Raw genomic sequence first — 23,174 nt, forward strand, 5'->3', positions numbered from 1 at the left:
CGGGTTGTTCGCGTGCACTGGGAAGTGGTATCGGTCACTGAGTTGATACGTGAGCATTCCTCCGTTGCGAATTGTACATAAGCTACTTTTGGTGATTGTGCGCTTCTGCAAGATCAGAAGGATCACTGTCGAGCACCGCCAGCGTATCTTCAGGCGCTAATACGCGCACGATTAATTGCAACCGTCCTGGTGGTGTACCAATAATCTGTTGAAAGATAGCACTGGCCTCAGCAGCAAATAATCGCTTGTGAGCATAATCTGGCGGTTGGTCGCCGCAGTAGAAAACCTCGAGCATCGGCATAGAAATACCTCTCTCACACAAACCGTAAACTAATTGGTGGTTGACCATGCATTTCAAGCACAAAGATATCACCGCGTTGAGCTGGGATTGTGGCAGCTAATGCTCCAGAGATGACAATATCACCAGCCCGTAATGGGATCGCAAACTCGCGTAATTTGTTCGCTAACCATGCGACTGCCAGTGCGGGATGGCCCAATGCGGCTGCGCCTGTTCCAAACACAGTTGGCTGACCATTGTGACTCATTATCATTCCAACAGTGCGCAAGTCGCTACTACGCATAGACGTACTCCAGCTACCAATAGTCAATCCACCATAGGAAGCATTATCGGCGATAGTGTCGGCCAGCTTGATACGCCAGCGATCAATTCGGCTGTCAACAATTTCGATGGCAGCGGCCAGTGCTTCGGTTGCTGCAAGTACCTGCTGAGGCGTAATATCGGGCCAATCGAGCGTTTCACCGATCAAAAATGCAATTTCACCTTCAACCCGCGGTTGTAGAAAGTAGTCAAAGGGTACCTCGGCACGACCATTCCTGATCGGGAAGTAGCGCGAGGCCCAAAGTGTTCCATAATCTGGCTCTGATACCCCCATTTGCTCCTGCACAGCTTTACTGGTCAGTCCAATTTTGCGGCCAATGATTCGCTCGCCGCGGCTTACGCGCAATTCTGTCCAGCGCGTCTGAATTCGGTAGGCAGTGGCTGCGTCGGTGATTCCCTCACTCTCGGTGAGTGGAGCGATAGTAAATCGCGCTTCCCAGGCCTGATCAAGTCTTCGGGCCAGGGTATCAATCATTCCTTCATCAGTGACGCTACCGGTTACTGATTGCTCAGACATATCGTCTTGACCTCCGTGTAGAACTCAAGGCTGTAATGTCCTCCCTCCCGACCAATTCCGCTCTGTTTCATACCCCCAAAAGGAACCCGGAGATCACGAACAAAAAAGTCATTAACCCAGATTGTACCGGCTTCAAGTGCTGATCCCAGACGTACTGCACGGCCAACATCGCGTGTTTGCACAACTGCTGAAAGGCCATAGCTGACCCCATTAGCGATTGCAACTGCTTCTTCTTCGTCGTCAAACGGAGCAACTGTTACGACTGGGCCGAAGATCTCCTCTTGACACACTCGATCATGCGGTTTGACATCAATAATGATGGTCGGTTGGAGGAAGTTACCCTGTGCGAAAGGCTCAGGCAGAACTGGTGGAGTACCTCCCAATATAACACTGGCACCACCAGTATTAGCCAGATCGATATAGTTACTGACACGTGTGAAATGCTCACGCGAGATAAGTGCGCCAACCCGTACATCAGGATCAAACGGATTGCCAACTGTAAGTTGCGCTGCAGCTTGTCGGAAGTGCGAGAGGAAGGCTTCATACACCGGTCGTTGAACGAGTATCCGTGGCCCGGCGAGACAAAATTCTCCCTGATTGAAGAACGAGGAACGCAAACTAATCGAAACAGCACGCTCAAGATCAACATCTGCAAAGATAATGTTGGCACCCTTTCCGCCAAGCTCAAAAGAGACTCGTTTGAGGGTTGGTGCCGCTGCCGCCATGATGATCGTACCGGTTGTTGTTTCGCCGGTAAAAGAGATAAGTTTGACGTCGGGATGCTTTGTTAGAAGGGCGCCAGCCGAATCGGGTCCAAACCCGTGAATAACATTGATCACTCCTGGAGGTATACCGGCAGCATGCGCTAATTGTGCTAGACGCCAGGTGCCAATAGGCGTCAGCTCTGCTGGTTTTAAAACAACGGTATTGCCAAAGGCCAGTGCTGGCCCCATCTTCCAGGTAGCCTGTAACATGGGAATATTCCAAGGTGTGATCAAAGCGGCAACGCCGACCGGCTGGCGGAGCACGTAGTTGATGTAGCCGTTATCCATCGGATAAGCCTCACTCCCATGGGTAACAGCAAAATCGGCAAAGAATTCGATGTTGGCTGCGATTCGGGCAATATAACCAGCTTTATTTTCGGCAATTGGACGTCCAACATCCCATGTCTCGATTGCTGCCAGTTCAGCTTCGTGATCACGGATGAGCTGGGCAAACCGTTTAAGGAGTACGCGCCGTTCGGCTGACGACATGCGACTCCATTGACCAAAGGCACGAACGGCGGCCTGTACAGCGGCATCTACCTCTTCAGCGCCAGCCTCTGGCGCCGAACCAATGACGTAATTGGTTGCCGGGTAGTAAATATCAAATCTTGGTCCACGATCAATAAATTGACCATTTATATAGTGACTGACATGGAAAAAAGGGTAATCCATTAGACTACTCCTGTTAACTGTACCTGAAGGATACTACTCCCACAAACGACTTCAACAACCCCTGCTACTGCCGGTATGGCCTGAGCCGGTGAGCCAAGAAAGACGATTTGACCAGCTTTTAGTTCGCCTACCGTTTGGGCTAACCAACAGAGTTGTTGTTCGATGTTGCCGAGTGCAGCAATTGGGCCAGAGGTGCGGAGTTCACCGTTCAGGTAGAGCGATAGGTCGCCGTCTGGTATCTGTTCAAGTAAACGTTCACCAAGCAAAAAACCACCACCTGAGGCATTATCAGCTACAACTTCCGTCGCACTAAAGCGATAGTCCGTCCACACACTATCAAGGATATCTACCCCAAGGAAGATACCACCAATGGCGCGCATTGCCACGCCTGGTGTGGCGCCCGCAGGGATACTATGGCGCAGTACAATAGCCAATTCTGGCTCCAGGCGCGGTTGAATAAAGTTGTTTAAGCTCACTTCTTGCCGGTAGATCATTGATCGGGTAATACGACCGTAAATCGGTTGCTCCAGACTCATTTGCTGCTGTTTTGCCTGGCTAATCAGACCGAGTTTATAACCGATGCACTGAGCATCAGGGTAATGAGCGCGTTGGATACGGTAGGCACCGTCAAGATCGACCTGCCAAGTGGTGTTTCGACCGCTAATCGTCTGGCGCATCACACGCGCTTTACTGATCGCCTGAGCCAGCATTATCTCAGCAGCGCTCAAATCCATCTTGTTTTCCATAGTTGTGTCGTACTTGCTTTCTACGATTGTTCTGAGGATGTATGCTGCCGACGTAACTCTGCCATCGATGTACCGCCAACCATCCAGTGCGTTGGCGGTACTTCCTGGATAATAAGACGCACTTCTTCCAATGGTACCTGAAATGCTGTCGCGGCGGCTTTCGCGAGTGCACGAGCTAGTTCCGTTTTCTGTTCTGTACTCCGCCCTTCGAGCATCGTAATGCGTAAAAGCAGCATCATCTTCATCCTCATTGCTCGGCAAAGAATGCGCTCACCAACTGATGAAAACGATGGCTATGCTCAATTTGGGTCCAGTGGCTACAGCGTCCAATAACGTGTAGTTCGACATTGGGCAGTCGCTCAAGCAGATAGTAGCTCGTATCGAGTGGGACAATAGCATCATCGCGGCCGTGTATGAGTAAGACCGGATGCGTAATTCGACGTAGGGCTGCATCAGGTACAACTAGGGCATCAAGATGCGCTTGACGAGGCGCTGGGAACATTGATGTGTATGAACGGCGAATGTCAGGGCGCATTGCTGCCGCATAACGAACGCGGACAATCTCGTCAAGACGGTCTTGCACAAAGGTGTCATCATACACAAACCAGCGGATTGCTTGAGCAAGTAATGTTGCTGAAGGGTCGTCGTAGAAACCCCACAAGCGGTCGAGTTCTGGGGTAAGCTGACATGGAGCACCGATCGAACCCATCAGGACTACTCGCCGAAACCGTTGTGGTGCTTCCATCAGAAGATGGAGTGCTACTGCTCCACCCATTGAATTACCAACTAAATCGACCTGCTTTAAACCCAGGGTATCGATAAGTGCTAACATCTGATCGATCCATAGTCGCATCCAACGTCGAATCTCAGTTGGTGCAGGATCGGGATGATGGCTATCGCCGAAGCCTATCAGATCAGGAGCAATACAATTCCACCGATCACTCAGCGCTGGCAAGGCTAGATGCCAGTTTGACCAGCCATTTGCACCGGGACCAGAGCCGTGAATAAACAGGATCGCCGGGGCATCGAGTGATCCTTGCTGGTGGAAGTTTGTTGTATGGAGACCGGTCATCACCTGTTGAGCCATACATTTATTCCGTCGAATGTCATCTCGTGGAAAATACGTTGGCGCTGCTCACGATGAGACCGCAGCCATTTTACCGTATTGACCGCGAAAAAAGAGGAGTGGACGCCCTTCGCGATAGTTTAGGTATTCAACTAAACCAATGAAGAGAGTATGATCGCCAGCCGGATGTACGTCAATAATGCGTGCCACGATATGTGCCAGTGCATTTGCCAGTAGTGGTGTATCTACTTGCCAGATAAATGATGGTTGGAAATCAGGTATTGTCTTCCCACTGAAGTGTCGGCTAATATATTCCTGGTCTTCGCTCAATTTACTTACCCCATAGCGACGACCAAGTGCTAACATACCGTGCATGCGTGCGTGGCATCCTATGGAAACGAGCACGAGCGGCGGATCGAGCGAGACTGACAGAAACGCATTAGCTGTCATGCCATGTATCTGATTCTCGTGGACAGTGGTAATAACCGTTACGCCGGTAGCAAAACAACCCATCGTCGTGCGAAAGAGGCGTGCGTCGATAGCCTGGGGCGTCGAAGTCATTGCTGTTTGTTTACTCATACAAATGCCCCCTCTGCGTACTTGATTGCCGTCGGCGGCTCAAATCGAGAGCTACGTCGATGATCCAGTCTTCCTGACCGGCTACAGCCTGGCGGCGACCCAATTCAACCAGGATTTCGCGCGGATCAACGTTATATTGGGCACCAGCTTGCTTGGCATGTAACAGAAATGTTGAATAAACACCAGCATAGCCAATGGTAATAGCATCGCGATCAGGAAAAGGCTGAAACGGCATGATCGGTGCGACGATATACTCAGCCGCGTCCATGAGTCCAAACACATCAAGACCAGGATTCATACCCAACCGGTCAAGTACTGCTGCCAGCAATTCAGTTGCTGCATTTCCGGCGCCAGCACCTAATCCACGTAAACAACCATCAATCTGATCGGCCCCTGCTTCGAGGGCTGCCAGAGTATTGGCTACGCCTAGCCCCAGATTATTGTGGGCATGGAAGCCAACCTGCACCGACAGAGCTGCTTTCAGGGAGCGGACACGTGCTGCTGCGTCCTGGGGCAGCATTGCTCCGGCGGAGTCAACAATATAGACACAATCGGCGCCGTATGCCTCCATCAATCTAGCTTGCTCGACCAGCTCTTCCGGAGAACGCATATGCGCCATCATCAAAAAGCCAACCGTCTCTAATCCCAATTCTTTTGCCAGACCGAAATGTTGTTCAGAAATATCTGCTTCTGTACACTGCGTCGCAATCCGAACTATCTGTACACCACGGGCCGCTGCCTCTTTTAACTCCCGACGGGTACCGATTCCCGGCAGCATAAGCGCTGCGATCCGAGCACGTTCAGCATTGCTACGAGCGGTTTCGATCAGATCAAATTCTGACGTGTGCGAAAATCCGTATTGGAGCGAAGAACCGGCCAATCCGTCGCCGTGACTGACCTCAATTACCGGAACACCGGCCCGATCAAGAGCTTGCACAATTGCAGCCACTTGCTGGCGAGTAAACTGATGACGCATCGGATGCGAGCCGTCACGTAAGGTTGTATCAGTCAGGCGGGGTGTTTTCATACGGGTACCTCTAGTTTCGATAACAGATGGCGTGCGAAGAGTTCACCAACCCGTTGTGCTGCGGCAGTCATAATGTCAAGATTACCGGCATAGGTGGGCAGAAAATCACCAGCGCCTTCTACCTCAAGTAACATGATGATAACCGGTCGTTTCCCCCACGGTGTTGTACGCTGTTCGATAACCGGGAGATTCTTTAAGCGGTAGCCGGAGACATACTGTTGCACTTCGGCGATCATCTGAGCTACCGAATCGCGTACTGCGTTTTCGTCGAAATCACCTTCTGGCACGACATAGATTGTATTGCGCATCAAAATTGGCGGACGAGCTGGGTTCAGAATAATGATAGCCTTCGCCTCACGAGCGCCCCCGATTTCTTCCAAACCACGCGCCGTGGTAAACGTAAATTCATCAATGTTCTGACGTGTCCCCGGTCCAGCTGATTGACTCGCTACAGTGCTCACTATTTCAGCGTACCGTACCGAAGTAACCCGGCTGACGGCGTAGACGAGCGGGATAGTAGCCTGTCCTCCACAGGTAATGAGATTCACATTTGGCGCCTCAAGATGGGCACCGAGATTAACCGGTGGCACTACGTATGGTCCTCGTGCTGCAGGGGTTAAATCAATCGCAACCCGACCATGTTCGCGTAAGAGCCTGGCATGACGTACATGGGCTTTGGCGCTGGTAGCATCGAAGACAATCCGAATGTCGGGATCGGCTAGAATAGCTTCAATACCGTTAGTAGCTGTTGGAATACCGAGCTGCCTCGCTCGCGCCAACCCTTCGGAAGTGGGATCGATACCGGCAACCATCGCTAGTTCCATTGCTCCTGATTGGCGGAGAAGTTTGTACATAAGATCGGTTCCTATATTGCCGGAACCGAGGATGGCGACCTTGATTTTGTCAGCTTGCATGCAGACGTTCCTCCGTAGTAACCCAGTCGCTCCGAGATACGCTGTGCGCCTTCAATAATGGCACGTGTGTATTGTTCGCGATGGGTACGAAAGCGATGAGTCGGTGTTGAAAAACTGATGGCGGCGATAACCTGCCCTTCATAATCACGTATTGGTGCTGCGACACAGCAGAGTCCGATAGAAACTTCTTCGAGATCGTAAGCATACCCGCGTTGGCGAACACGTGCCAGCTCTTCGGCAAGAACATCGAGTGACGTAATCGTGTTGGGGGTAAATGGATAGAGTTGCTCATTACCAACGACACGCAAGACTTCAGACCAAGGTTGATAAGCCAACAAGACTTTACCTACTCCTGAGCAGTGTGCCGGTAGACGTACTCCAATCCCTGATAGCTCGACCTGTAACCCCTGTTGACCACGCAACTTTTCCAGATAGACAACTGTTCCTGCCTCGAGCACGGCCAGGTGCATTGTCTCACCCCATGTTGCGACCATCTCTTGCATCACCGTGCGCGCTTCCTCTCGGAACTCTGTCGTTTTGAGCAGTGTCTGCCCTAGTTCAAGTAGGCGCCATCCCAAACGATAGCGACCCGGCCCGACCCGTCGCAAGAGGTTCTGTTCTGCCAGACTACTTAGCAATTCTGAGACACTCGATTTGGGTAGCTCTAGTGCTTTTGCCATCTCACCAACGCTCCATTCAGGATGCATTGGTGTGAAGAGCGTTAGAGCGCGCGCTGCTTTTTGCAACGTCTGCAACATAGGGTGCTCCTTCTTGGGATCAAGAAAAGAGAAGCGCAGTTTCATAGAGATACTGCGCTTCTTACCGTCCAATTAATCCGAAGCGAGCGCCGGTTCTTGTTCGTGAACAAGTGGCGTGCCGTAGAGGAAGAATTCACCGGGCAGGTTGCCACCGAACCAGACAATTCCAGCCGCCAGCGTCTCTTCTGTCCAGACAATGGGTTTCCACGCCGGATCGAAAATCAGGTATCCTGGATCACCAAACAGCTCAACCCGATTGCCACCCGGTTCGTAGACGTACATAAACATGGCCTGGCTGATACCGTGTTTACCGGGGCCAGCTTCAATAAAGATGCCCTGCTCACGGAAGACATCGGCCAGGTCATTCAGATTTTGCGGGTATCCGTACCAGTAACACACATGGTGGAGACGGCCACGGACGCCCTTTCCGTCACGCATCAGGGCGATTTCATGAACGAGCGGCGATACGCTTAACCAACAACCAGCCTCCACGCCATCACTGAGTACAATATGTTCCCGTAGCCGGAAGCCGAGTTGTTCCATCAGGAATAGCTTGTTGACAGTTACATCCGACGCCAGCAGGTTAACATGATCGAGCCGACGTACCGGCACACCGCGTAACGGACGCTTTTGGGGACGATTAAGCAGAGGTGACTTCTGATTCTCGTCGGGTTGGAAGTATTCTACTTCCCAAAGAATCTCCATTGGGTGACCGTCTGGTGTTGTGAATTGATAGGATGGCCCATGACCAAGGTCACCATCTGGCCAGCCCTTACCTAACCCTGACGCTTCAATTGCCTTTACCCGTCGCTCAAGGGCTTGTGCTGAGCTTGCTCGCCAGGATACATGACCTAGTCCTGGTTCTTTGGCCTCGGTGATTTTGAGCGTATGATGATACCAATCTTCATAGGCGCGTAGATAGACCGATTGCCCTTGCTGGGTGGTTACCTCCATGCCAAGCAAGTCGCGGAAAAACCAGAGGGTTTGGTCCGGTTTTGGGGTGAGGATTTCGACATGGGCTAGCTGATGTGTGTCGAAGATCGGTTCACTCATAACTGCCTCCTTTTATGTTTACTAATGCTGCCTCATGACCACATTGACATCGGTTGGGTTGATCAAATCGGTCGTCGTCCAGCCGTCGAGATCGTATTCAGCCATGCAGCGCTCGGCAAAAGCCTTCATCTGCTCAGTCACACCCATCGCTGTCGCGGCCCCCAGTGTCTCGATACGAATGTTTTCGTGGTTGCCAGCGTAATTACGCTCATACAGTTCGTGTCGGCCACCGAATTCAGTACCAATCGCATCCCAGAGCAATTTCATGAGCTTGATCCGGTCGCACGCACTGTAGCCATTTGAGCCACGGACGAAACGATCAAGATAGGTTCGCACTTCAGGGTTCTTGAGATCGGCAGCGTGTGCGGGGAGATAAATCAGAGCGCTGGCTACATCCTTTTCAATCAGGTCCTTAATTTTGACATACGCATCCGGCGCCATGACACGATAAGCGAAAGCCGCTTCCAGGTTAGGTAGGAGATAACCATCAACCCAAGGCATCGGATTGCGTACCATCGCTTCTGTGAGTTGCCAGAAGAGGTTGCGGTAGGTGACAATCTCTCCCAGTCGTGCCTGTACACCTCGGAATTCGGCCACACCGGTTGCCTCTACGGCTTTGAGCATCAGACCGGTAATGAAATCGAGTTTGACGGCAAATCGTGTACCGCCGTGTAGGGGGAAGCGATGACCGAAGCCAGAAAGAGGGAAGAAGGTATTGACTTTCTCGATATCTCCGTAGACGAATACATTCTCCCACGGGATCAAGACTTGATCGAAGACCAGGATTGAGTCATTCTCATCCAGCCGACTCGATAGTGGGTAATCAAAGGGGCTTCCGGTTACAGCGGCATTGTATTCGTAGGAGGTGCGTGCAATGAGTTTTACGCCGGGGGCATTCATTGGTACGGCGAAAATTAGGGCAAATCGCTTGTCTTTAATTGGCAGTGGCCCGTAATGAGCAATAAAATTGACGTGAGTCAGTGCACTGCCGGTGGCGACAACCTTGGCACCTGAAACGATCAAGCCAGCATCGGTTTCCCGTTCAACGTGCATGTATACGTCGCTCACTTCGTCTGGTGGTCGGTTGCGATCAATTGGTGGATTAACAATCGCGTGGTTCCAGTAGATCAGCTCTTCTTGGGTCTTCCGATACCAGCGCCGAGCATTTTCCTGATATGGTGCATAGAATTCGGCATTAGCACCTAATGTACCGGTAAAAGCTGCTTTGTAGTCGGGTGCTCGTCCCATCCAGCCATATACAGCCCGTTGTAATTCGGCAATTGTGTCACGTGCTCGCACCAGCTCATCAATCGTGCGTGAACCAGCGAAGAATGGATGTGTCCAGCCACCACTGCCGGTATCGGTTGGAATTGTCCATTTCCAATGTTCTGGTCCACCCCGCTTGACATCTTCCCGATGAAGTTCGTGCAAACGATCGTACCAACGGGCAACCATTCGTGCTGAGTTACGGAAGGCTGGATGTGTAGTAACGTCTTTGACCCGCTCTCCCTGGAAATAAATCACCCGATCGTCGCGTAGGCTTTCCAGATACTCATGTCCATTCATTGGACGAGCCTCGGCTACGCTGGTTTCCGCTACCATTTCGGACACCGCCATGCTCCACCTCTCTGTGAAATAAAGTCCTAGCGCCGTTGCCGCGTCAGCGTGTTAGCTTAAATTTTTTCTTCGCGGTACTCTCGATTATAGAGTCAACAATTGCCCCTGTCGATACCTCTATTCGACATAGCCGAACGCAGGTAGAAATGGTGGAACACCCGCGTTGTTACTCTTTTTCGTGTACAATGATGGTAATCACCCCCCGTTAACACATCTATCAGGAGGATGACGATGGAAGAGCACGCAGGTGCAGGCGAACCATACGTGGTACGCGAGGTTGATCATCGTGGGGTTGTCTCCCTCACCCTTAATCGGCCACGCCAATTTAATGCGTTGTCGGAAGAGATGCTGGCTGCGTTGCAAAATGAACTTGATATGATTTCGGCTGACCCGCAAGCCCGTGTCGTGGTTCTGGCCGGCGCCGGTAAGGCTTTCTGTGCCGGGCATGATCTCAAGCAGATGCAGGCCCATCCTGAACAGAGTTATTATGAAGACCTCTTTGCCCGCTGTAGTCAAATGATGCTGACTATTCAGCGGATGCCGCAACCGGTTATTGCTCGTGTTCACGGGATAGCGACGGCTGCCGGTTGCCAGTTGGTGGCGATGTGTGACCTGGCTGTCGCCTCAACCGAAGCCCGCTTTGCCGTTTCTGGTATCAATGTTGGTCTCTTTTGTTCGACACCGTCGGTCGCCTTGTCGCGGAATATTGGGCGTAAGGCAGCATTTGAAATGTTGGTGACCGGTGCGTTTATCGATGCAGAAACGGCTCAGCGGCTGGGGTTGGTGAACCGGGTCGTTCCACCAGCAGAACTCGATGCCGAGGTGCAGCGATTAGTTGACGCAATACTCGCTAAACCAGCCGTGTCGATTGCGATTGGTAAATCGCTCTTCTACCGCCAGCTTGAATTGCCTATCGAAGAAGCTTATCGGATCGCTGGTCAAACGATGGCCTGCAATATGATGGAACCCTGTGCCCAAGAGGGTGTGGCAGCGTTTGTCGAGAAACGCCCGCCGGTCTGGGCGACGCCAGAGCGGGTCTGAGCGGGGGCCGGTGTTTCTTCAGGCCGGGCTGTTCTCCATTTTCACCCGCTCAGACCGCAGTCAAGAGCGGTATAGCGCGTTTCCGAACCTATCTGCAGCGCGTCTCTGCACGCGCTGCCCAGCTTTCGTTTTGATCTGCTACGAAATGTCGTATAAGAAAGTACAACATTGTAGAGTAATAATCCCTCTCTGTTCATCACTTTCCATATAGAGGGATGGTGTTCAGCGTGCTCAGTGTCGGGGTCTCTTCGCTCCTTCCCTTTCTCTGCTGGGCGAAAAGGGTCTGGGGGGAGGTAAGAAGGGTAACCAGAACACGATGCTCTTTCCTGCACTCGTTTCGTTTTTCGTTCTCTGCTCCTCTCCACTGCTGGGTAGATGAAAACGTTGAAACCCCTGTTCAAGAGGCTGCTTCGCTGACTGCACACCGTCGAGATGTGGTACCATGGATTCTCAGCATCGGTGCACCATCGCGGTCGTCAGCTCGATGGGTTCTGTGTACCAGACATCGAACTAGTCTTGACGCCAGACGATCAGGTACTGCATGCGCTACGCACAGTCAGGATGTATCATGAACCGGAAGAGCACGACCGGACATACCCCGGTAGTAGGTAAGCTATGACGTTCAGCGGCTTCACAACCGAACGACTGATCGGTATTCCACCAGAGTTTTTTACCGACGTGTTACCGGCGATTACGAAGCCGAGTGAACTTAAAGTTACCCTGCATCTCTTCTATCGGATCAGTCGTCTCCGCAGCCGTCCCCGTCGACTCAGTTGGGAAGATTTGCTGAACGACGATGTACTCCGCCGGTCATTACAAACACTCAGTGCCTTACGCTCGTTTGAAGAATTGCTCGATGAAGGGCTGGTTTCGGCAGTACGGCGGGGTACTGTGTTACATCTGGTCGAACCGCGTGATGGTCGGGTACGCAACTGGTACCTTATCAATACACCGGCTAACCGCGCCTGGGCAGAACAGGTCAAGGCCGGTGGCATTGTACCGCCGGCCGATGAACTCGATGGGGAACGACCAAGCCTGATCGAATTGTACGAACAAAACATTGGTCTGGTAACGCCGTTGCTGCTTGAAGAACTGCGTGCTGCCAGTGATCGCTATCCGGCGGAATGGCTGGAAGATGCGATTCGCGAGGCAGTACGAGCGAACGTGCGTTCGTGGCGTTATATTCAGCGCATGCTGGAGAGGTGGGCCACAAATGGACGAGAATCTGCGCCGTATCACACCGGACGACCTATCGATATTGAAAAATATACCCATGGCCAACTCGGACACCTCTTCCGCCGCGGAAGCGACGAGAGCGACCTCTGAAGCGGTGTGTCCGATCTGTCGTGGGGCCGGTTATTATACGCTCGATGTGCCGTATGGTGACCCCAACTTTGGTGTGCTGATCACCTGTCGGTGTAAACAGGCGGAGAAGGAACGGCGACGCTTTGAAGAGCTTGAACGACTCTCGAATCTGGCACCCTTGCGCGACAAAACCTTCGCCACCTTCGACCGCACGGTACCAGGGGTTCAACGTGCTTTTGCCCGTGCCTACGAGTATGCTCAAAGTCCGCAGGGCTGGCTGGTCTTGTTTGGTGGGTACGGCTGTGGTAAAACCCATCTGGCAGCCGCTATTGCCAATGAAGCGCTCAACCGCCACACACCGGTGCTTTTCACCGTTGTGCCCGATCTTCTCGATCATCTGCGCTCGACGTTTGGCCCGAATTCCGAAACGGCCTACGATGAACGCTTTGAGCTGGTGCGCGACGTGCCACTACTGATTCTCGATGATCTGGGCACCGAGAATACAACACCCTGGGCGCGGGAAAAACTTTACCAGATCATGAACCATCGGTATAATTATGCCCTACCGACGGTGATCACCAGTAATCGTGACCCGCAGGACATTGATCCACGGATTCTCTCGCGAATGTTTGATGCTGCGATCTGCCGGGAACGAATTTTGATTGAAGCAGGTGATTACCGCCGGTTAAGTCTTGAACAGCGTTACAATTCGCGCCGCCGCCGCCGCGATACGCCTCGTCCGTAACATACAGGGCGAATGGGTCAGTACACACGTTTGCGGTAGCGATGGTGAACAACAACCATAAGCCGGTCGATGAGTTCTGAATAGAAAGACATTCCCATGACACTGCGACACTTTCTCTCTGCAGCCGATCTGAGCCGCACGGAAGTTGAGGTATTGTTAGACCGGGCTGCGGCTCTCAAAGCCGCCTGGCGCTCTGGAATGAACGATGATCGTCCTTTGATAGGGCAAACGCTGGCTCTCGTGTTTGAAAAGCCTTCCCTCCGCACGCGAGTAGCCTTCGAGGCTGGAATGACCCAGCTCGGTGGTCACCCTTCCTATCTCTCTGCCAACGACATCGATATGGGCGGGCGCGAGAGTGTCCCTGATGTGGCCCGCAATTTAAGTCGTTGGGTAGCGATTATTGCCGCTCGCGTCTTCAAACATGCTACAATCGAGACACTGGCCCGCTATGCCTCAGTGCCGGTCATTAATGCACTCTCTGATCGGGAACATCCGTGTCAGGCGCTGGCCGATATGCTGACCTTGCGCGAGCACTTCGGTCATTTACAGGGTCTGACGCTAGCGTATGTCGGCGACGGAAATAATGTATGTCATTCGTTGATGTTGTTAGGAGTCACTCTGGGCGTCAATGTCCGAATCGGTTGTCCGCCCGATTACCGACCTGCTCCCGACATTGTCGAACTGGCAGAACAACTGGCCGACCGGCATGGCTCGACATTAACGATCACTGCCTCACCCCAAGAGGCTGTTACCGGCGCCGATGCAGTGTATACTGATGTCTGGGCATCGATGGGCCAGGAACACGAGGCAGCTCGTCGGCGTCCGGTCTTTACACCGTATCAGGTCAATGCAGCATTAATGGCACACGCTGCACCACATGCGCTGGCAATGCACTGTTTGCCGGCCCATCGTGGGGAAGAGATTACGGCAGATGTGATCGACGGGCCGCAGTCGGTAGTTTTTGAACAGGCAGAGAACCGACTCCACGTACAGAAGGCGCTCATTTTGCTTTTATTAGGAAAGTAGCGCCGATAACATGCGGAAAAACGCTATGGCAGGCAACCGGGCAATTTTTGATCGAGCGATAGAACAGTGTCGGCAAGCATCGGCGCAGGGACGTTGGGAGGATGCGCTACGGGCGGCAGCACGGGCATTGCAAGAATTCCCGCAAGATATTGAGGCATTGACCGCAGCCGCCGTCGCGCTCTACCAGACGAACCGGTTCGATAAGGCGTTACAGGCATTTCGTGATTTATACGAAAAAGACCGCACCAATGCCTTTTTCTTGAACTACATTGCACAGTGTTATCGGCAATTAGGGAATGTTGCGTCTGCGGTTGAGTCTTATCGTGCGCTCGCCGATCTCCATAGTACGCAGCGGCGTACCTTGCAGGCCGCCGAGGCGTTACGCGAATTACTCGCGCTTCAACCCGACCTCGATGATCAGCGTCGGCGGCTGGCGCAGCTCTATGAAGACATCGGTGCATTGCCTGAAGCTGCCGACACGCATCTGGAAATTGCTCAGCGTCTCATTGCCCAGGGCGATCTGGCCGCCGCATTGCAGGAAGCAGAATGGGCACTTCGTCTTGTACCTAACCAGCGTACTGCCCGTGAACTGGTAAATCGGCTCCGTGAACAAGTCGGTGGGCAACCGGTTGCTTCTCCTGCAATGCGCGGCACGAGTGGTTTGCGTCCTGCGTATCCAACCGGTGCTCTCCGGGGTTCCGCCTCGCAACCCGAACAACTGGTGGCCGAAGCAATAGCGTGCCAGCAAGCAGGTGATGAAGAACGAGCGATCTCGCTTTACGAACAGGCTTTGCAGGCCGGTCTCGAACGGGCCGATGTTCTCTATTCGCTTGGCTTGCTCTACCAGACCCACGGTAATCTTAAAGCCGCGGTCAGTGTCCTTACACGGGCAGCGACCGATCCTGAATATGCCCTTTCGGCGCATTTTGCATTAGGGCAAGTTTACCGCGATCTCGGTCAGTTACCCCAGGCTGCACAAGAGTTTGAGCTCACTATCGGGCTGGTCGATCTAGAGACGGTCGGAAAAGCGGAAGTTGATGACCTGATCGCGATGTACGAGAGTGCAGCCACGATCTATGAGCAAATAGGCGATCTGGCTCGGGCATCATCGTTGTACGGTACGCTGGCCGATTTTCTCGCCAGCAAGCGATGGGGGCGCGAGCGGGCGGCTGAATTTAGGAGTCGCGCCAAAGAGCTTGCTGACCGCAACATGTTTGCCAAGCTCCGTACTATTGGCACCGGCGTCTTGCAGCCTCAGCCTGTCTCCGCAGATGCGGAACCGGCCGAACCCGAAATAGATAGCGGGCGCTGGGGAAAGATACGTCCGATCACCGACTTTCTTCGTTCGGGAACGGTACCTGATGACGATCAGGCACCGGCTGCCGAACCGACATCTCTCGAGCAATTACCGTTGCTCGAACGGATGAGTGCACCGACAGTATTATCAACACCCGAATTTCCACCGCCAACACCCCTTGATCCAACCGGTCTCGATGAAGTGGCGGCGGGATGGTTAGAACTGAGTGGCACCTACCTTGCCCAGGGTCTCCTTGATGCGGCGTTGGATGCCTGCATGGAGGTGATACACCACAATGTTGATTACCTCCCGATTCACTTACGTATGGGTGAAATCTACGAGCGACAGGGGCGCCCCGAAGAGGCATTGGCGAAGTATCAGTTGTTGATCGAAACCTATCGCGTGCGTGGCGAGCCAGAAAAGGCAATTGATGTCTATTTTCGCTTTATCGAACTCTCGCCCGATGCCGTCAACGCTCGCTCGAAACTGGCCGAACTGCTCAAACAGGCAGGAAGGATTGATGAAGCAGTGCAGCAACTGTTACAAGTTGCCAACACCTATTTTCGCCTCGGCCAAACGAATAAAGCTCTGGAAGAGTTTCGGCGCTTGATCCAATGGGCACCGCAACACCGTGAAGTGCACGCGCAGTACGGGCTTGCCCTGCTCAAACTCGAACGGTTTGAAGCTGCGCTTGATGAATTTCGACAGGCTCTTGAGTTGGGTTCACCCGATGATCCGGTAGCACTGGCCCGGTTGAATATTACGCTCGCGTTAATGGGTGACCAACCAAATGTGATCTGGGATTCACTGGCAACGGTGTTGGCGCAATTGCAGAAACATCCCACCGAATTTGCTGCGGTGCAAGCCGAATACCGTGCTGCATTACTAATAGCCGATCGCGCCTTACTGCACTATCTCCTGGCAGTGATCCAGCAGCAGCACGAACAGCACCATCTCGCTCTGCTTGAGCTAGAACAGGCCCAAATTCTGCTGGCAAGCGAACCCGATCCGATGCTTCCACCGGCATTGGTCTACCGTGCGGCTGCTGATAGTTATATCGCTCTCGGCCAGGCCGAAGCAGCACTTGAACAGTTGCGTCGTGGTCAGGCAGTTGCCGATCAGACTTCTCCTGAAACATCGATACGCTATCCTTTTGCTAAGCCGCCATCGCGCGGTGAGTTGGTTCGACGGATGGCCGAAGCGTATGCCATCAGTGACGATCTGGCCGGTGCTGAACAGGCCTTGCTCGAAGCCAAACGACTTCTGCCGTATGATCGTACCATCTATACCAAACTGGCTGAAGTGTACTTCCGGCAAGGAAAGTTAGCCGAGTCGCTTGCGCAACTTGATGAGATGGCTACCTACTACGAAGAACGGCAACAGCTTGATCGAGCTATTGAGATGCTCGAATATGCGGTACGGCTGGCGCCAAACCATATCGGTATGAGTGATCGTCTGGCTCGGATGCAACTGCGCCGTGGGTATCTCGAACAAGGGCTGGCCGGACTGGTGCGTGTCAGTGAATTACAAAAACGGGCCGGTCAATTGAAAGATGCGGTCGCTTCGTTGCAAGAAGTTGCTCAAACGTACTGGATGCTTAGCGATCACGAACGCGCTCGCGAAATGTACGATCGTATTTTGCAAATTGCGCCGAACGATATCGATGCCCGTCAATGGCTGGCATTGATGCATACCCTGGCCCGCCGCACGAAAGAAGCGATCAGCGAGAAAAAGCAGATTGCCCGTATCTTCGCCCAACAACGAGATTACGATAACGCCATCGCCGAGCTACACCAGATTATTGCGCTCGATCAACAGGACATGGAAGCCTACTTTATGCTGTACGATATGCTAATGCGGCGCGAAGAATACGGACAAGCAAGTCAGCTCTGTCGGCGGATGCTCAAGATGCCAGGGATTGAGACGGAACGAGTCGAAGCAATGTTGAGCGCCGCCAATCGTATGCTTGAACAACGCAAGCCGGCGCCGCCACAGAGTTAGCAATGATAGAACTTGAGCGTCTCTGGGCGCGGTTAAATCCGTTTACCTCGCCATTTGCGCTAATCGATATTCTCATTGTTGCGGCATTCTTCTACTGGCTGCTGGGAATTGTCCGTGGCACGCGAGCCGTACAATTGCTCCGTGGTGTCGGTATTCTGTTGGTAATATCGTTTCTGATGCCATCTGTTGCCAGTGATCGCCTGACTCTGCTCAACTGGCTGGTGGTAAATGTTATCTCGCCGGCGTTGATTGTTGCGATCCCGGTGCTCTTTCAGCCTGAATTACGACGTGCGCTCGAAAGTTTGGGCCGTTCAAGCGATCTCTTTGGCCGACCGTTCGGCGGAGCCAACCGCTCAGAGTTGCTGGAAACGATCCATGTTATCAGTCGTGCCGCAGCACAACTCTCGCAGCAAGGAGTCGGTGCGCTGATGGTGATCGAGCGGCGCACTCAGTTACAAGAATTTGCCGACCGTGGTGTGATCCTCGATTCGCGAATTTCGATACCGCTCTTGCTCAATATTTTCTATCCGAATGCACCTCTGCACGATATGGCGGTTATTATCCGCGGGAACCGCATCCTGGCTGCCAATGTGGTCTTACCGCTCAGTGAAGATATTGCCGGACCACGTCGCTACGGTACCCGTCATCGGGCGGCGAAAGGGATTACTGAACAGACTGACGCGCTGGCGGTTGTCGTTTCAGAAGAGACCGGTGCAATTTCGTTGGTGAGCGATGGCCGCATCGTAAGTTATCTCACCGAGGCACGTCTGCGCACAATGTTAGCCGATCTCATGCAGGTGCCGCTTGACACAGAGACGAAGAGGGCGGCATGAGTAGCGTTCGTTCGGCCATCTTACGCGCCTTACTGGCAATGGGCTTAAGTTTCGCTCTCTGGTCATTTGTTTCGTTCAGTGAAAATCCAGAAGAGACGGTGCGCTTCGACGATTTGACGCTACAAGTGGTTGGTCTGAGCGAAGATATGGTGGTCGTTGATGCCAATGGTCTACCAACGACGATCTTCCCCTCGGTTGATGTCACCCTACGCACCGACCGCCGTCAGCGTTCGGAACTACGACCGGTTGATATTCGGGTTGTGGCCGACCTAAGCGGGCTAGGGCCGGGTGATCATGTGGTACCGATTAACGTCCAGGCTACCCGTAGTAATATCTCGTTTAGCATCCCCCCCAATGGTGTTGAACCTGCCGCTATTAATATCCGGATCGAACCAATCGAGACGGTAAAGGTACCGATTAATCTGGACATTCTTGGTTCACCACCGTTTAGTTTTGAACGGGGTGAGCCAGAAGTGCGCTACAACGGCGCTCCGATCAGTACGGTTACGGTCAGCGGTCCACAGAGTCGGGTGATGCGGGTAACTGCGGCCCGCACTGTTGCTAACATTGCCCAACTCCGCGCTTCATACGTGGCGACACTCAACCTGACCCCGGTTGACGCCAGTAATCAGCCGGTTGAAGGGGTACAAGTACAACCGGCAACCGTGACCGTTACCATCCCGATCAACCCGGTTGTTGGCCTGCGGCTCGTGCCGGTGTCGCCGGTTATTATCGGCACTCCGGCGCCGGGCTTCGTCGTCACCGGCATCAACGTTGAGCCGCCGTTAATTACGTTGACCGGTAGCTCTGGCCCGCTTGATACTATTAGTTTTTTGGCAACTGAAGCGATCGATATTGCCGATGCCCGCGAGACGGTGGTGCGAATTGTGCCGCTTGTTGTGCCAGCAGGTACCTCGCCAGCTCAAAACGAACCAAACGCAGTACGGGTTACCGTTCAGATCACACCAATTCCGCTGCCATTTCAAGTACGTTTGCCGGTGGAGGTGACACTCACCGGGCTCGGTAGTGGATTGACGGCGGTAGTGTCGCCAAATGTGGTTGAGATGACCTTTGCCGGTACCAGCGACCGATTGAACGCATTGGCTGCTACTCCGCTCGTGGTAACGCTTAACTTAAACGGGCGAGGTGTTGGTGTCTATCAGTTCAAGGTACAGCCGCTCCTCCCCGACGGCGTTCGGCTGGTGGGTGAACCGCCAGAGGTCACCGTCTCTATCGTGTCGGTGCCAACCCCAACCCCCATGCCGACCCCAACGCCTGAGCCATCACCCGAAACTGAGCCAACCCCAACGCCCACGCTGACCCCAACGCCTAAGCCATCACCTGAAACCGAGCCAACCCCAACGCCAGAAGGAGGATAATGGCCTATTTTACAAAGTACCGTAACAAGAGTACAATGGCGTGTTGATCCATGCCGCCATGTTGCGGCTACCGCCTCAGGAAGCTATGTTGAAAGGAAAGAAGCGCTGTGAGCAAGAAGATCCGCGTTGCGATTATTGGCGTTGGTAATTGCGCCTCGTCATTAGTGCAGGGTGTTCATTACTACCGAAACGCTCGTGATGGCGATGACATTCCCGGTTTGATGCATGTCAATCTGGGGGGCTATCACGTCGGCGACATTGAGTTTTCGGCCGCGTTTGATATTGCCGATACCAAGGTTGATCGCGATCTGGCCGAGGCAATCTTCGCTGAACCGAACAATACCTACCGTTTCGCCGATGTACCAAAACTGGGAGTACCGGTGTCACGCGGGATGACGCATGATGGCATCGGGAAGTATCTCAGCACGGTGATCCGTAAATCGAAGCGGGATACCGATGATATTGTACGGATTCTGCGCGAGACGCACACCGATGTCGTGGTCAACTTTCTCCCTGTCGGTAGTGAAATGGCAACCAAGTGGTATGTCGAGCAGGTACTTGACGCCGGTTGCGCATTTATCAACTGTATTCCGGTCTTCATTGCCAGCCAGGAGTACTGGCGACGTCGCTTTGAAGAGAAGGGATTGCCGATTATCGGCGACGACATCAAGAGTCAGGTTGGCGCAACCATCACTCATCGCGTCTTGACCACACTGTTCAAAGAGCGAGGTGTGCGACTTGACCGCACCTATCAGTTGAACTTCGGCGGGAATACCGACTTCCTCAATATGCTCGAACGCGAGCGTCTTGAGAGCAAGAAGATCAGCAAGACCAAGGCCGTAACGTCACAGTTGGGCTATGAACTCCCCGCCGAGAATGTGCATGTCGGACCGAGCGATTACGTACCCTGGCTCGGTGACCGCAAGTGGTGCTACATCCGTATGGAAGGCACCACCTTTGGTGACGTGCCGATCAACCTCGAATTAAAACTAGAGGTTTGGGATTCGCCAAACTCGGCTGGAGTGGTGATCGACGCCATCCGCTGTGCCAAGCTGGCGCTTGATCGCGGGATCGGTGGCGCCTTGTATGGACCGAGCAGTTATTTTATGAAGACTCCACCGCGTCAGTTCACCGATTACGAAGCGCGTGAACTAACCGAACGCTTCATCCGCGGTGAAGTCGGCGCCAAATGAGGATCCATCGGCCTTCATAGCGCACACGAGGGTAGGGGGCAGCGCGTGGAGCTGCCCCGTAACGAGGATGATAGATGATAGCAGGATAGGCATGAAACTGATCGTCCAGATTCCGGCCCTCAACGAGCGTGATACCATTGCTGACGTTGTTCGCGCTGTTCCCCGTCAGATCCCCGGCGTGGATCAGGTTGAGGTTCTCGTGATCGATGATGGCTGCACCGACGACACGGTTGCAGTCGCGCTGAGCGCTGGCGCCGATCACGTTGTGCGCCACACCGCCAACAAAGGATTGGCAACCGCCTACCAGACCGGGATTGATACCGCGTTACGTCTCGGTGCTGACATTATTGTCAACACTGATGCCGATAACCAGTATCCTGGAAGTGAGATTCCCCTCCTGATCGCCCCAATCCTGGCTGGGAAAGCCGATATTGTCATCGGTGATCGGCAGGTTCATCAAATCGAACACTTCTCACCGTTGAAAAAGGTGCTTCAACATGTCGGCAGTGCTGTGGTGCGTTGGGCTTCCGAGACCAACGTCCCCGATACTGTTTCCGGATTTCGTGCACTCTCCCGTGAAGCTGCGCTTCGTACCTTCGTCACCTCGGATTTTTCATACACCGTAGAAAATCTGATTCAGGCTGGCAAACGTCGGCTCACGATTGTCGCGGTACCGATAAAAACTAACCCTGTGCAACGACCCTCGCGCCTCCATCGCGGTAACTGGAATTTTGTCAAACGGCAGGCTGCCATCATTGCCCGTACCTACACAACCTACGAACCGCTGAAAGTATTCAGTTATATTGCACTCTTCTTCGCTGTCCCCGGAGTTCTTCTTCTTGCCTGGGCAGCGACGGTTTTCATCGGTCGCCGTCTGGGTGTGTTATCAGCTTCTAACGATCAGTCGTTGTTGGTCGGGAGCGTACTGGTTTTAATGGCGTTGATCATTTTTCTGATCGGATTATTGGCCGACCGTATCGGTGGCGTTCGTCGGTTACAGGAAGAGATACTCTACCGTACCCGTGCGAATCTGGTTGAACAAGAAGAGTGGCGCCGCACAGTTAGCGCCCGTCTTGATCGGATCGAGCGGGCACTCGGCGTAACGGTGAATGACGAGCCGGATGAATAACAGTGCATTCGATACCCGTTCTACAATGAGATGGAGATAGACGTATGACGGACCAACTTCGTCAACGCTGGGCCGCTAACACAGTAGTTTATAATGCGTGGCTCACCATCCCTAGTCCATGGAGTGCCGAGTTGTTGGTAGCAGCCGGCTTTCCGTCACTAACCATCGATCTCCAGCACGGCCTGATCGACGATCCCACCGCTTTACAGATTCTCCACACTATCGACCAGCGGCAGTGTCCGGTTTTTGTGCGCTTAGCATGGAACGAGCCGGCAGCAATCATGCGTGCGCTCGATCGTGGTGCAACAGGAATTATCGCCCCCCTCATTACCGGGCCAGATGACGTGCGGGCATTGGTGGCTGCCTGTCGCTTCCCCCCAGAAGGTATTCGGAGCTACGGGCCGGTACGGGTTGGCGTTGTGCACGGAGTAGCCGAGCCAGCGATGGTGGAGCGCATCCCAATCATCATGCCGATGATCGAGACAGCCCGTGCCCTTGATCAACTTGAAGCGATTGCTGCTGTCTCCGGTATTACCGGCCTCTACGTCGGACCGGCCGATCTCAGCTTGAGCCTGGGTCTGCCGGTACCGGTTGATTTTTCGGCCCCCGCTTTCCGGGCCGTTCTCAGTCGCGTCGTTGAAGTTTGCCAACAGCATAACGTGATTGCCGGTATTTACGCCAGTCCGGAATGGGCTGCCGACCTAGCTGCGCTGGGTTTTCGCTTCATTACTATTGTCAACGACAGTGACTTGATCACGTGCGGAGCGGTTGCTGCCTTACGCCACGTCGCCCCCTAGGTGAGTAAAGCTATGCTTCAGCACAGGATGCCAGCGCGGTGCGATGACAGAATCGCGCTGCGTTCAATACGAATATACTCGTGGAACGTATGCGGT

22 protein-coding genes are annotated in these 23,174 nt (G+C 53.4%); 10 read left to right on the forward strand and 12 right to left on the reverse strand.

Going from position 1 to position 23,174, the window contains the following annotated elements; all coding sequences use genetic code 11:
* Positions 1-82 precede the first annotated feature (82 nt).
* The 12 genes from QTO31_RS05435 to QTO31_RS05490 form a co-directional block, all read right to left on the reverse strand.
* Complete coding sequence (locus QTO31_RS05435) at positions 83-301, reverse strand: hypothetical protein (protein WP_035420244.1); 219 nt, start codon at positions 299-301, stop codon at positions 83-85.
* Between the two features lie 13 nt (positions 302-314).
* Positions 315-1,136 (reverse strand): 2-keto-4-pentenoate hydratase, encoded by an 822-nt coding sequence (locus tag QTO31_RS05440; protein WP_031461450.1) that lies wholly within the window; start codon positions 1,134-1,136, stop codon positions 315-317.
* Positions 1,118-2,572, reverse strand: coding sequence for an aldehyde dehydrogenase (locus QTO31_RS05445; RefSeq protein ID WP_301428376.1), 1,455 nt, complete (start codon positions 2,570-2,572; stop codon positions 1,118-1,120). The genes QTO31_RS05440 and QTO31_RS05445 overlap by 19 nt, the downstream gene beginning before the upstream one ends.
* The gene (locus QTO31_RS05450; RefSeq protein ID WP_031460092.1) at positions 2,572-3,306 is read right to left on the reverse strand and encodes a 2-keto-4-pentenoate hydratase; all 735 of its coding nucleotides are present in this window, start codon (positions 3,304-3,306) and stop codon (positions 2,572-2,574) included. The genes QTO31_RS05445 and QTO31_RS05450 overlap by 1 nt, the downstream gene beginning before the upstream one ends.
* Before the next feature lie 32 nt (positions 3,307-3,338).
* On the reverse strand, positions 3,339-3,557 hold the full coding sequence (locus tag QTO31_RS05455; protein WP_236631229.1) for a tautomerase family protein: 219 nt from the start codon (positions 3,555-3,557) through the stop codon (positions 3,339-3,341).
* Between the two features lie 8 nt (positions 3,558-3,565).
* Positions 3,566-4,405, reverse strand: a complete 840-nt coding sequence (locus tag QTO31_RS05460; protein ID WP_301428377.1) for an alpha/beta fold hydrolase — start codon at positions 4,403-4,405, stop codon at positions 3,566-3,568.
* Positions 4,406-4,453: 48 nt separating this feature from the next.
* A complete protein-coding gene (locus QTO31_RS05465; RefSeq protein WP_031460089.1) occupies positions 4,454-4,963 on the reverse strand; it encodes a flavin reductase family protein in 510 nt (169 codons plus the stop codon).
* Positions 4,956-5,990, reverse strand: coding sequence for a 4-hydroxy-2-oxovalerate aldolase (dmpG, locus tag QTO31_RS05470; protein WP_031460088.1), 1,035 nt, complete (start codon positions 5,988-5,990; stop codon positions 4,956-4,958). The genes QTO31_RS05465 and dmpG overlap by 8 nt, the downstream gene beginning before the upstream one ends.
* Positions 5,987-6,904: an acetaldehyde dehydrogenase (acetylating) gene (locus tag QTO31_RS05475; protein ID WP_031460087.1), complete on the reverse strand. Its 918-nt coding sequence runs from the start codon at positions 6,902-6,904 to the stop codon at positions 5,987-5,989. The genes dmpG and QTO31_RS05475 overlap by 4 nt, the downstream gene beginning before the upstream one ends.
* Complete coding sequence (locus QTO31_RS05480; RefSeq protein ID WP_031460094.1) at positions 6,856-7,662, reverse strand: IclR family transcriptional regulator; 807 nt, start codon at positions 7,660-7,662, stop codon at positions 6,856-6,858. The genes QTO31_RS05475 and QTO31_RS05480 overlap by 49 nt, the downstream gene beginning before the upstream one ends.
* Before the next feature lie 72 nt (positions 7,663-7,734).
* Entirely contained in the window at positions 7,735-8,715 is a 981-nt protein-coding gene (locus QTO31_RS05485) for a catechol 2,3-dioxygenase (protein WP_301428378.1), read from the reverse strand.
* A gap of 21 nt (positions 8,716-8,736) precedes the next feature.
* Positions 8,737-10,332, reverse strand: coding sequence for a 4-hydroxyphenylacetate 3-hydroxylase N-terminal domain-containing protein (locus tag QTO31_RS05490; protein ID WP_301428379.1), 1,596 nt, complete (start codon positions 10,330-10,332; stop codon positions 8,737-8,739).
* A gap of 231 nt (positions 10,333-10,563) precedes the next feature.
* Here QTO31_RS05490 and QTO31_RS05495 point away from each other — a divergent pair, with 231 nt between their 5' ends.
* The 10 genes from QTO31_RS05495 to QTO31_RS05540 all read left to right on the forward strand — a co-directional run bounded on the left by QTO31_RS05495 (position 10,564) and on the right by QTO31_RS05540 (position 23,078).
* On the forward strand, positions 10,564-11,373 hold the full coding sequence (locus tag QTO31_RS05495; RefSeq protein WP_031460084.1) for an enoyl-CoA hydratase: 810 nt from the start codon (positions 10,564-10,566) through the stop codon (positions 11,371-11,373).
* A gap of 615 nt (positions 11,374-11,988) precedes the next feature.
* Positions 11,989-12,699 (forward strand): DnaD domain-containing protein, encoded by a 711-nt coding sequence (locus QTO31_RS05500; RefSeq protein ID WP_031460083.1) that lies wholly within the window; start codon positions 11,989-11,991, stop codon positions 12,697-12,699.
* A 46-nt stretch (positions 12,700-12,745) separates the two neighbouring features.
* Positions 12,746-13,423: an ATP-binding protein gene (locus QTO31_RS05505; protein ID WP_031460082.1), complete on the forward strand. Its 678-nt coding sequence runs from the start codon at positions 12,746-12,748 to the stop codon at positions 13,421-13,423.
* A gap of 96 nt (positions 13,424-13,519) precedes the next feature.
* Positions 13,520-14,449, forward strand: coding sequence for an ornithine carbamoyltransferase (argF, locus tag QTO31_RS05510; protein ID WP_301428380.1), 930 nt, complete (start codon positions 13,520-13,522; stop codon positions 14,447-14,449).
* 25 nt (positions 14,450-14,474) lie between these two features.
* Positions 14,475-17,747: a tetratricopeptide repeat protein gene (locus tag QTO31_RS05515; RefSeq protein ID WP_031460080.1), complete on the forward strand. Its 3,273-nt coding sequence runs from the start codon at positions 14,475-14,477 to the stop codon at positions 17,745-17,747.
* A 2-nt stretch (positions 17,748-17,749) separates the two neighbouring features.
* Entirely contained in the window at positions 17,750-18,580 is an 831-nt protein-coding gene (gene cdaA, locus QTO31_RS05520; protein WP_031460079.1) for a diadenylate cyclase CdaA, read from the forward strand.
* Complete coding sequence (locus QTO31_RS05525; protein ID WP_031460078.1) at positions 18,577-19,959, forward strand: YbbR-like domain-containing protein; 1,383 nt, start codon at positions 18,577-18,579, stop codon at positions 19,957-19,959. Before cdaA ends, QTO31_RS05525 begins: the two co-directional genes overlap by 4 nt.
* A gap of 107 nt (positions 19,960-20,066) precedes the next feature.
* Positions 20,067-21,152: an inositol-3-phosphate synthase gene (locus QTO31_RS05530; protein WP_301428381.1), complete on the forward strand. Its 1,086-nt coding sequence runs from the start codon at positions 20,067-20,069 to the stop codon at positions 21,150-21,152.
* 91 nt (positions 21,153-21,243) lie between these two features.
* The gene (locus QTO31_RS05535; RefSeq protein ID WP_301428382.1) at positions 21,244-22,281 is read left to right on the forward strand and encodes a glycosyltransferase family 2 protein; all 1,038 of its coding nucleotides are present in this window, start codon (positions 21,244-21,246) and stop codon (positions 22,279-22,281) included.
* 44 nt (positions 22,282-22,325) lie between these two features.
* A complete protein-coding gene (locus tag QTO31_RS05540; RefSeq protein ID WP_301428383.1) occupies positions 22,326-23,078 on the forward strand; it encodes an HpcH/HpaI aldolase family protein in 753 nt (250 codons plus the stop codon).
* Positions 23,079-23,174 lie beyond the last annotated feature (96 nt).

Origin of the sequence: Chloroflexus sp. MS-CIW-1, from assembly GCF_030444705.1 — a bacterium.
Classification (GTDB): domain Bacteria; phylum Chloroflexota; class Chloroflexia; order Chloroflexales; family Chloroflexaceae; genus Chloroflexus.